The organism is Glaciihabitans sp. UYNi722, from assembly GCF_040549465.1.
Classification (GTDB): domain Bacteria; phylum Actinomycetota; class Actinomycetes; order Actinomycetales; family Microbacteriaceae; genus Lacisediminihabitans.
The window spans coordinates 214113-222554 of the sequence record NZ_JBEPTL010000003.1 but is presented as its reverse complement, the minus strand read 5'-3'; the positions used below and the strand labels follow the sequence as shown (position 1 = coordinate 222554).

Here is an 8442-nt window from a genome sequence, read left to right as displayed (position 1 = left end):
GGGAAAGCGGGACATACGGCTACCAATCGTCAGGAGGTCTCAGACCAAACGATACCGACCTTGCCGAGGACGCCCGAATCGGCGCCCTCATACGCGGTGGATGCTTGGCCGATCGGAAACTGCTGGGTCACCACGACTGACGGGTGAAGTTTCCAGCGATCCAGTTTATCGAGCAGTTCGGCCATCCGAACCGTCGAAGATACCCACGATCCATGAATCGTCAATTGCTAATGGATGATGGATTCGCTCACATCCACGCTTAACTGGCCCCCTTCTCCGACCAGCGCGACTCGACCCCAGCGGCGGGTGTGCGTGATCGCTGAGAGCTGGCCGGCGCCAGAGCCGGAGCAGTCGATGGCGGCTTCAGCGCCCCAAGAAGAAGAAGAGCACCCAGATCTGATCCGTCCGAGGCCTCTGTCACTGCACCGAGTTCGATCGCCAGGCCACGTCGCTCGCCACTGGGGTCGACCCCGACAACAGCGGAGGCACCCATGGCTCGAGCCAGCAGGCCCGCAGCCAGACCAACCGGGCCGAGACCGACGACCAGTAGACGATCACGCCCGGAAATGTCGAGTCGACACAACGCCTCATAGGCCGTTCCAAATCCGCAGGCCACACAGGCGCCATCGAGAAACGTCAGGCTCGCAGGCAGGTGCAGCAGGTCTCTCGACTCAGCGAGAAGGAAATCAGCATGTCCACCATCGCGCTGCCACCCGTACGCCGCCCGGCGAGGCGAAGTGCAACTGATCTGATAGCCGCGGCGGCAGTCATCGCATTGGCCGCATCCGCTGATGTGGTAAACGACGACGCGATCGCCTGCCGCGAACCCGTCGACACCCGGTCCGATCTCAGCAATCTCTCCACAGGGCTCAAGGCCGGCGACAACATCCTGATAGCCCTCCGGCCCCTCGCCGAGATGCTCGCGATAGATGGCGCGAAGATCGCTCCCACAGATCGTCGATGCGCGCATCCGCAGCACGACCTGCCCGTGACCAGGGCGCGGCGTTTCGACCTCGCGAACCGTAACTGTGCGGTCTCCCGGCAGGTAGGCGGCTTTCATGCTGTCTCCTTGCTGTTTCGTGAAAGAACTTCGGCGAGTGCTGCTCGGCCGCCCAAGCGATGAAGGCTCTCGAGGACGTCGGTGAAGTCGTCGACGAACCTGGCATTGTCAGCCAGATCGCCGAACATGCTTGTGTCGCGCAGGAACGCCAACGGATCTTCATGCTGCAGGTTCGCGCGGGTGTTCAACTCCACTCGTCGGGCGTCGATGAGCTCCAGCGGCTGCCCAGCGTCGTCGATGCCTTCGCAGTAGCGAGCCCAACTGGCTATCACGGCCGCGGAATAGGGAACCCTGGCGCCCTGCGCCAACCTTTCCTGCACGACGGGAATGAGCCAGTTGGAGATACGGTCGGATGCCTCCGCGCACAGCCGCGCGAGCTGGTCGCATATTGCTGGGTTCGAATAACGCTCTATGAGAGTCCGTTTGTAGTCATCGAGGTCTATCCCCGGAACCGGCGGGAGAGTCGGCGTCGCTTCTTCATCCATGTAGCGGCGGAGGAGTTCGGCGATAGCGGGGTCGGCTACCGCCTCGTGCACGAACTGGTAACCGGCGAGCGTGCCGAAGTAGCACATGGCCTGGTGTGTGCAGTTGAGCAACCGTAGCTTCATCAATTCGTACGGTTCGACGTCGGCGACGATCTGCACTCCAGCGTGTTCGAAAGGCGGTCGGCCCATCGGGAAACGGTCCTCGAGCACCCACTGCTCGAATGGTTCGCAGACCACCGGACAAGAGTCGATGAGGTTCGTCTCACGTTCTACCGCCGCACGATCGTCGTCGGTCGTGCGCGGTGTGATGCGGTCCACCATCGAATTCGGGAAAGCGACAACTTTATCGATCCAGTCGCTCAATTCCGGATCGGAAAGCCGAGCGGTTCCCACGACGGCGGCGCGTGCGACCTCACCGTTGCCCGGGATGTTGTCGCACAACATGACCGTGAAAGCCGGGATGCCGCGCTCGCGCCGCCGACGCAGAGCCTCGACAACCATTCCGAAGGCGGTTTGTGGCCGGATAGGGTTTTCAGCGCCCCGACGAATCGGTTCCGCTAAATCGTCGAAGGCACCGGTAGCGAAATTGCGAAAGTAGCCGCCCTCGGTCACGGTCAGGGAGACGATCCGCACCCCGGCATCAACCATGCGTTCGACGACGGCATCGTGGTTGTCCGGAGCGAACAGGTATTCCACGATCGACCCGATCACGCGCAGGGAGTTCGATCCGTCGGGAGACTTGATCGACAGCGTGTACAACCCATCCTGAGCGCGCATTGCCTCAGCGAGAGGGCAATCCGAAGGGAGCGTGCCGACCCCGCAGATTCCCACTCCGAAGCTTCCCCATCGTTCATCAGCCGATCGAGATACATCGCTTGATGCGATCGATGGAAGCCGCCCATGCCGAAGCGTACGACCCCTACGCTGACAGCGTCCCGGTCATAATTCGGTCGGCCCACGTTGTTCGGCAATGACTCGACGCTGTCTGGTCGAGTGGAAGTCGATTCACCACGGAGCAACTCGCGGTGCGGATTTGTTTTCATGGCGTTCCTGCACGTCGGCGAACCTCTCCTAGAGTCGCATTCGTGCGGCCAGATAGTTCGGATCATCCCATCGATTGACGATCTCATCAGGATCCAGTCGCAGGTCATACAACTCCCCCACCGGTCCACGGTCGGCATCCGGCTCACCGTGCCATACGACGAGTTTGTAGTCTGCGTCTCGACACATGGTCGTATCGACTGCAGGATCGTAGGCGTAGCCGGAGTTTCGGTATTCGCTCCAGGCATACGGCAACGCTGGCGCACCATTCGCCACGGCGACAAGGTCACGACCCTGGTCGAAGGCCGCGGGTTCAAGTCCTGCCGCCCGCCGGGTCGTGGCGGCGATATCCACGGATGAGACGAATCCCTCCACGCGTTCACCGGAGGGAACGTGCTCGGACCACGAGATGATGAGGGGAACCCGGATGGCGCCCTCGTACATCATCGGTCCCTTGAGCAACAAGCCATGGTCGCCGAGCATCTCGCCGTGGTCGCTGACGAAGATGACGAGTGTGTCGCGCTCAAGGTCGGCCGCTCGCAGCTCGTCGAGGATGTGCTTGACCGAGTCATCGACGAGCGTGACCATCGCATAGTAGGTCCGCCGGATTTCGTCGAGCTGTTCCGGGGTGAAGTCCGTGTAGGACGGGCCGTGACCGACGTAGCTGCTCCGGGATGCTTCGGCGACATTCGCTGTGTTCATGGTTGTAATACGCGGGCTGCTGCGCTCGGCAACCACCCTCGAGAACGAACTGGCGGAAGTGGTCTGATGGCTATCATCGTTGATCTCGACGTCGAACTTGCCAAGCGCAAGATGTCGGTGGGCGAGTTCGCGGATGCCATCGGCATCACGGTCGCAAACGTGGCAGTACTCAAAAATGGTCGCGCCAAAGCGGTGCGCTTCACCACCCTCGACACGATCTGCCGCGTGCTCCGCTGTCAGCCGGGCGACATCCTGCGCTGGGTCCCCGATGAGGATGGCTCCCCATAGGTCCGAGCGGATCTGCGAATGGGTAACCTTCTGGAGCTCTGGCAAATTGGCGATGCTGCGACGGTGGGGCGCCCGTTCGCCCTATTCGGTCATCCGAACGCGAGTCATGTCGCGAGCCTGGGTGAGCGACCAGAATCTCTCGGCGATGTCCGACGGATCGATTGCGGTAGGACTCGCCGTCGCCGTGCCGGCGACGGATCCGGCGATCGTCACCTCGCCCACATAGATGTCGAACTCGCGCAGACGCTCAGCGAGAATGCCGACGAGTTTTGACTTGGCAGCATTTTCGAGGGCGACGCCATCAATTCCGAGAAATTTCGTGAACCCATCGGCCTCCGAACTCTGCTCCCCCACGGAACCATTGGCGACCAGGATCGCCGCCCCCGGGGTCGACTTCAAGTCGTCGAGCGCTTCCTGCACGCAGGCGAGCAGGCCGGCGATTCCGACGTCGAACACGCGCTCGATGTCCTCAGAACGGGTCGAGAGAACATCCGTCACTCCCCCGCTCCTGAAGGCTGTCCAGAGAACGGCGGAGACCGGTCCGAGGTCGTTTCGGACGTCGCTGACGACCTGGCGGATCATCGCCAGATCGCTGGCGTCGGCCTGGTAGGCCCTGGCGTCGAAACCATCGGCAATCAAGCGGGCAGCCCCACTGGCAAGTCTCTCAGCATTCCGACCGACGAGCGCGAGGGAGTAACCCTCGCGCCCGAAGCGTTCCGCTGTCGCGTGCGAAATTCCGGGACCGTAGCCGAAGACTATCAGTGCACCCATGTTCGTGGCCTCCTACTCGGTCACGGCGTAGGCGCCGGCGTCGAGATCCTCGATGAGGGTCGGGCCTGTCGGCGACCAGCCGAGGAGCTCCTGTGTCGCGATACTCGTCGCCGTGCCATCCATGGCGAAGAAACCGCCGATCCAGCCGAAGTGTTCCTGGACATCGTCAGGAGCGATCGACGTGACGGGCAGGTCGAACGCGCGCCCGATCGCCTCCGCGATTTCGCGCGTCGGAACGCCCTCTTCGCCCACGGCGTGGAGGATGGCGCCCGCCGGGGCCTTCTCGAGTCCGAGTGCGACGAGGCGCGCGGCATCGGAGCGGTGCACCGCGGCCCACCGGTTGGTTCCGTCGCCCGGGTAGCCGGAGACACCCTTCTGGCGAGCGACAGCCGCGATCGCCGCAATAAAGCCGTGGTCGCCGGTTCCATGAACGGTCGGCGAAAAGCGCAGGCTCACTGTGCGAACGCCGCGGTCGGCGAACTCGAGGGCGAGATTCTCGCTCCCCCCTCGTGGCGACTCTGCGCCATGGAAAGGAGACAGGTCCTGCTCGGTGGCCGGCCTGCCCGTGGCGAGGCCGACGACGCCCGATGCCAACAGGAAAGGGCGATCCGTGCCGACAAGCGCGTCTCCGATGGTCTGTACGGCGGCCCGCTCGGCCGCGTTCGAAACAGCAGGGTTCGAGAAATCGTGCTTGTTCGCAAGATGGACGACGGCATCGGCGGTCTCTGCGCCGGCACGGATGCTGTCCAGGTCGTCGAGATCCCCGCGGCGGACGTGAGCGCCCTTCGCTTCGAGTGCCGCAGCGGAGGCGTCGGACCTGGCCAGCCCGGTGACCTCATGGCCCGCGGCGAGCAATTCGTCGACGGCGGCTGAGCCGATCCATCCGGAAGCTCCAGTGACGAAAACGCGCATGACAGTTCTCCTTCGGTTCCGCTACCGGCGGAACGTCTAATCTGATGATGTCAGTGACTGATGTCAGCAACAGACATCACTGTACCCCTCACGACAGCCGCTGTCATCACTAGACTCGACACTATGGTGCGATGGCAACCCGGCGCGAGAGAACGCCTACAGGCGGCGGCTCTCGAGCTCTTTGCCACCCATGGGTTCGAGGAGACGACGGCCGCTGAGATTGCGCAGTCCGTCGGACTGACCGAGCGCACCTTCTTTCGCCACTTCAGCGATAAGCGCGAAGTCCTGTTCTACGGCCAAGACCTTTTCCTCCGGGCCTTCCTCGACGGAGTCGACGCCATGCCGACCGATGCTTCGCCGCTCGACATCGTCGCTTCTTCGCTTCGAGCTGCCGCAGCATTCTTCCCGGACGAGCGCCGGCCGTACTCGCGCACGCGACAGACCGTCATCGCGCAGAATCCTGCGCTGCAGGAGCGTGAACTGCACAAACTCGCCGGGCTGGCTACGACTGTGGCCGACGCGCTCCGCCTCCGGGGTGTCGCCGAACCGGCAGCCACGCTAGCTGCCGAGTCCGGGGTGACAGTGTTCGGAATCGCCTTCGCGCAGTGGATCCGCGAGGGCGAGAAACGATCTCTCGCCGACATATCGATAGAGGTGATCGGCGAACTGCGCAACCTGACCGGAACGGCCAGCGTCTAAGCGAACGTTTCGCACTAGCAATCAGGCGCCCACGTACGCCGCGAGATGCTGCCCGGTGAGAGTGGAGCGGTCAGCGACGAGATCCGCTGGCGTGCCTTCGAAGACGATCGAACCGCCATCGTGACCGGCACCGGGGCCGAGGTCGATGATCCAGTCGGCGTGCGCCATGACGGCCTGATGGTGCTCGACCACGATGACGGATTTGCCGGAGTCGACGATGCGGTCGAGCAGGCCTAGTAGTTGCTCGACGTCGGCGAGATGCAGGCCGGTGGTCGGCTCGTCGAGTACGTAAACGCCACCCTTCTCGGCCATATGGGTGGCCAATTTGAGTCGCTGCCGTTCGCCACCGGACAGCGTCGTGAGCGGTTGTCCGAGGCTGACGTAGCCCAACCCGACATCCGCGAGCCGGCTCAGGATCGTATGAGCGGCGGGGATGCGCGCCTCGCCGGAGCCGAAGAATCCTTCGGCCTCGGTCACCGACATCGCGAGCACCTCGCTGATGTCGCGACCGCCGAGGTGGTAGTCGAGTACCGCCGCCTGAAACCGCTTCCCCTCACACACCTCGCAGGGGGTTGCGACGCTAGCCATGACCCCCAGGTCGGTGTAGATGACTCCGGCACCGTTGCAGTTGGGGCAGGCACCCTCGGAGTTGGCGCTGAACAGCGCCGGCTTCACGCCGTTGGCCTTCGCGAACCTCGTGCGGATGGGGTCGAGCAATCCGGTGTAGGTCGCAGGATTGCTCCGTCGCGATCCGCGGATCGCACCCTGGCCGATCGAGACGACGCCCTCGCCTGCAGGGATCGATCCGTGCACGAGCGAACTCTTGCCAGAGCCCGCGACGCCCGTCAGCACGACGAGAACGCCGAGCGGGATGTCGACGTCGACGTCCCGCAGGTTGTGTTCTGTCGCGCCCCGGATCGCAAGCTGGCCGGTGGGCGTCCGCACCACCTCCTTGACAGCTGCCCGATCGTCGAGATGGCGGCCGGTGAGCGTATCACTGGCTCGCAGACCTTCGATCGTGCCTTCGAAACAGATAGTCCCACCGGCCGTGCCTGCACCGGGTCCCAGGTCGACGACGTGGTCGGCGATCGCGATCATCTCCGGTTTGTGTTCCACCACGAGCACTGTGTTGCCCTTGTCACGCAGCTGCAGCAGCAGTTTGTTCATGCGTTGGATGTCATGAGGATGCAACCCGATGGTGGGTTCGTCGAAGACGTAGGTGATGTCGGTGAGCGAGGAACCGAGGTGCCGGATCATCTTGGTGCGCTGCGCCTCACCGCCGGATAGCGTGCCGGCCGGCCGATCCAACGACAAATAGCCCAACCCGATCTCCGCGAACGAGTCGAGGGTTTGCTGCAGCACTGTCAACAGGGGTGCCATCGACGGTTCGTCGAGGCCGCGGACCCACTCGGCGAGGTCGCTGATCTGCATGGCGCAGGCATCCGCGATGCTGAGTCCTGCGACCTTCGATGAGCGAGCTGCCTCGCTGAGGCGGGTACCGCCGCACTCTGGGCAGGTAGTGAAGGTGACCGCGCGATCCACGAATGCACGGATGTGCGGCTGCATTGCTTCACGATCCTTGGAGAGGAAGGCTTTCTGCACCTTGGGGATCAGACCCTCATAGGTCAGGTTGATGTCCCCGACCTTTACCTTCACCGGTTCGCGGTAGAGGAAGTCGTCGACCTCCTTCGTGGTGTACTCACGGATCGGCTTGTCCGCGTCGAGGAAACCTGACCCCGTGAAGATCCGCACGCCCCAGCCGTCGGCGGTGTATCCGGGGATGGTGAGCGCACCCCCGTTCAGCGACTTGGAATCGTCGTAGAGCTGGGTGAGGTCGATGTCGTTGACGGTGCCCATCCCCTCGCAGCGCGGGCACATGCCGCCGGTGATCTCGAAACTGCGCCTCTCCTTCACCGTCTTTCCGCCGCGCTCGAGCCTGACTGCGCCCGCTCCGCTGATGGAGGCAACGTTGAAGGAGAACGCCTGGGGCGATCCGATGTGCGGCTGGCCGAGCCGACTGAAGACGATGCGCAGCATGGCGTTCACGTCGGTGGCGGTGCCGACGGTCGAGCGTGAGTTGGCGCCCATCCGCTCCTGGTCCACGATGATCGCTGTGGTCAGACCTTCCAACACATCGACGTCAGGCCTGGCAAGGTTCGGCATGAAGCCCTGCACGAATGCGCTGTAGGTCTCGTTAATCATCCGCTGAGACTCTGCCGCAACCGTACCGAACACCAGCGAGCTCTTGCCCGAACCAGAGACGCCGGTAAAAACGGTCAGCCGGCGCTTGGGGATCTCCATGCTCACGTTTTTTAGGTTGTTCACGCGCGCACCCTGTACGCGAATCAGATCGTGGCTGTCGCCATCGTGCTGTGCGGATGTCGGCGTATCGGTGGTCGCGAAAGAAGAGGTCACAGGAGCGGTTCTATCCATGGCGGTCAGCCTAGTTGGGGCTCACCGACAGTCGCTTCTCGATTCCTGCTC

Annotated in this window: 9 protein-coding genes; 2 read left to right on the top strand and 7 right to left on the bottom strand. The window is 63.3% G+C overall.

Annotation, left to right across the window (positions count from 1 at the left end; translation table 11 throughout):
- Positions 1-29: 29 nt before the first annotated feature.
- The 4 genes from ABIB56_RS03645 to ABIB56_RS03625 form a co-directional block, all read right to left on the bottom strand.
- A complete protein-coding gene (locus tag ABIB56_RS03645; protein WP_354567561.1) occupies positions 30-185 on the bottom strand; it encodes a hypothetical protein in 156 nt (51 codons plus the stop codon).
- 74 nt (positions 186-259) lie between these two features.
- Entirely contained in the window at positions 260-1060 is an 801-nt protein-coding gene (locus tag ABIB56_RS03640) for an alcohol dehydrogenase catalytic domain-containing protein (protein ID WP_354567560.1), read from the bottom strand.
- Entirely contained in the window at positions 1057-2322 is a 1266-nt protein-coding gene (locus tag ABIB56_RS18475; protein ID WP_502917542.1) for a mannitol dehydrogenase family protein, read from the bottom strand. Before ABIB56_RS18475 ends, ABIB56_RS03640 begins: the two co-directional genes overlap by 4 nt.
- Before the next feature lie 294 nt (positions 2323-2616).
- Positions 2617-3288 (bottom strand): sulfatase family protein, encoded by a 672-nt coding sequence (locus ABIB56_RS03625; RefSeq protein ID WP_354567559.1) that lies wholly within the window; start codon positions 3286-3288, stop codon positions 2617-2619.
- Positions 3289-3354: 66 nt separating this feature from the next.
- On the opposite strand from ABIB56_RS03625, the gene ABIB56_RS03620 reads away from it, so the two are divergent.
- Positions 3355-3576, top strand: coding sequence for a helix-turn-helix domain-containing protein (locus tag ABIB56_RS03620; protein WP_354567558.1), 222 nt, complete (start codon positions 3355-3357; stop codon positions 3574-3576).
- 81 nt (positions 3577-3657) lie between these two features.
- Here ABIB56_RS03620 and ABIB56_RS03615 read toward each other — a convergent pair whose 3' ends face one another.
- Together ABIB56_RS03615 and ABIB56_RS03610 are read right to left on the bottom strand one after the other, a co-directional pair.
- Positions 3658-4347, bottom strand: a complete 690-nt coding sequence (locus ABIB56_RS03615; protein WP_354567557.1) for an SDR family NAD(P)-dependent oxidoreductase — start codon at positions 4345-4347, stop codon at positions 3658-3660.
- Between the two features lie 12 nt (positions 4348-4359).
- Positions 4360-5259, bottom strand: a complete 900-nt coding sequence (locus ABIB56_RS03610; protein ID WP_354567556.1) for an SDR family oxidoreductase — start codon at positions 5257-5259, stop codon at positions 4360-4362.
- A 123-nt stretch (positions 5260-5382) separates the two neighbouring features.
- On the opposite strand from ABIB56_RS03610, the gene ABIB56_RS03605 reads away from it, so the two are divergent.
- Positions 5383-5958, top strand: a complete 576-nt coding sequence (locus ABIB56_RS03605; protein WP_354567555.1) for a TetR/AcrR family transcriptional regulator — start codon at positions 5383-5385, stop codon at positions 5956-5958.
- 21 nt (positions 5959-5979) lie between these two features.
- Here the strand turns inward: ABIB56_RS03605 and ABIB56_RS03600 are convergent, their stop codons facing one another.
- Positions 5980-8391: an ATP-binding cassette domain-containing protein gene (locus ABIB56_RS03600; protein WP_354567554.1), complete on the bottom strand. Its 2412-nt coding sequence runs from the start codon at positions 8389-8391 to the stop codon at positions 5980-5982.
- Positions 8392-8442 lie beyond the last annotated feature (51 nt).

What these genes read in the sequence shown, in the direction of transcription:
- ABIB56_RS03600 (WP_354567554.1), bottom strand. Translation starts at nt 8,391, where the DNA reads ATGGATAGAACCGCTCCTGTGACCTCTTCTTTCGCGACCACCGATACG.
- ABIB56_RS18475 (WP_502917542.1), bottom strand. Translation starts at nt 2,322, where the DNA reads ATGCGCGCTCAGGATGGGTTGTACACGCTGTCGATCAAGTCTCCCGAC.
- ABIB56_RS03620 (WP_354567558.1), top strand. Translation starts at nt 3,355, where the DNA reads ATGGCTATCATCGTTGATCTCGACGTCGAACTTGCCAAGCGCAAGATG.
- ABIB56_RS03625 (WP_354567559.1), bottom strand. Translation starts at nt 3,288, where the DNA reads ATGAACACAGCGAATGTCGCCGAAGCATCCCGGAGCAGCTACGTCGGT.
- ABIB56_RS03610 (WP_354567556.1), bottom strand. Translation starts at nt 5,259, where the DNA reads ATGCGCGTTTTCGTCACTGGAGCTTCCGGATGGATCGGCTCAGCCGCC.
- ABIB56_RS03645 (WP_354567561.1), bottom strand. Translation starts at nt 185, where the DNA reads ATGGCCGAACTGCTCGATAAACTGGATCGCTGGAAACTTCACCCGTCA.
- ABIB56_RS03615 (WP_354567557.1), bottom strand. Translation starts at nt 4,347, where the DNA reads ATGGGTGCACTGATAGTCTTCGGCTACGGTCCCGGAATTTCGCACGCG.
- ABIB56_RS03640 (WP_354567560.1), bottom strand. Translation starts at nt 1,060, where the DNA reads ATGAAAGCCGCCTACCTGCCGGGAGACCGCACAGTTACGGTTCGCGAG.
- ABIB56_RS03605 (WP_354567555.1), top strand. Translation starts at nt 5,383, where the DNA reads ATGGTGCGATGGCAACCCGGCGCGAGAGAACGCCTACAGGCGGCGGCT.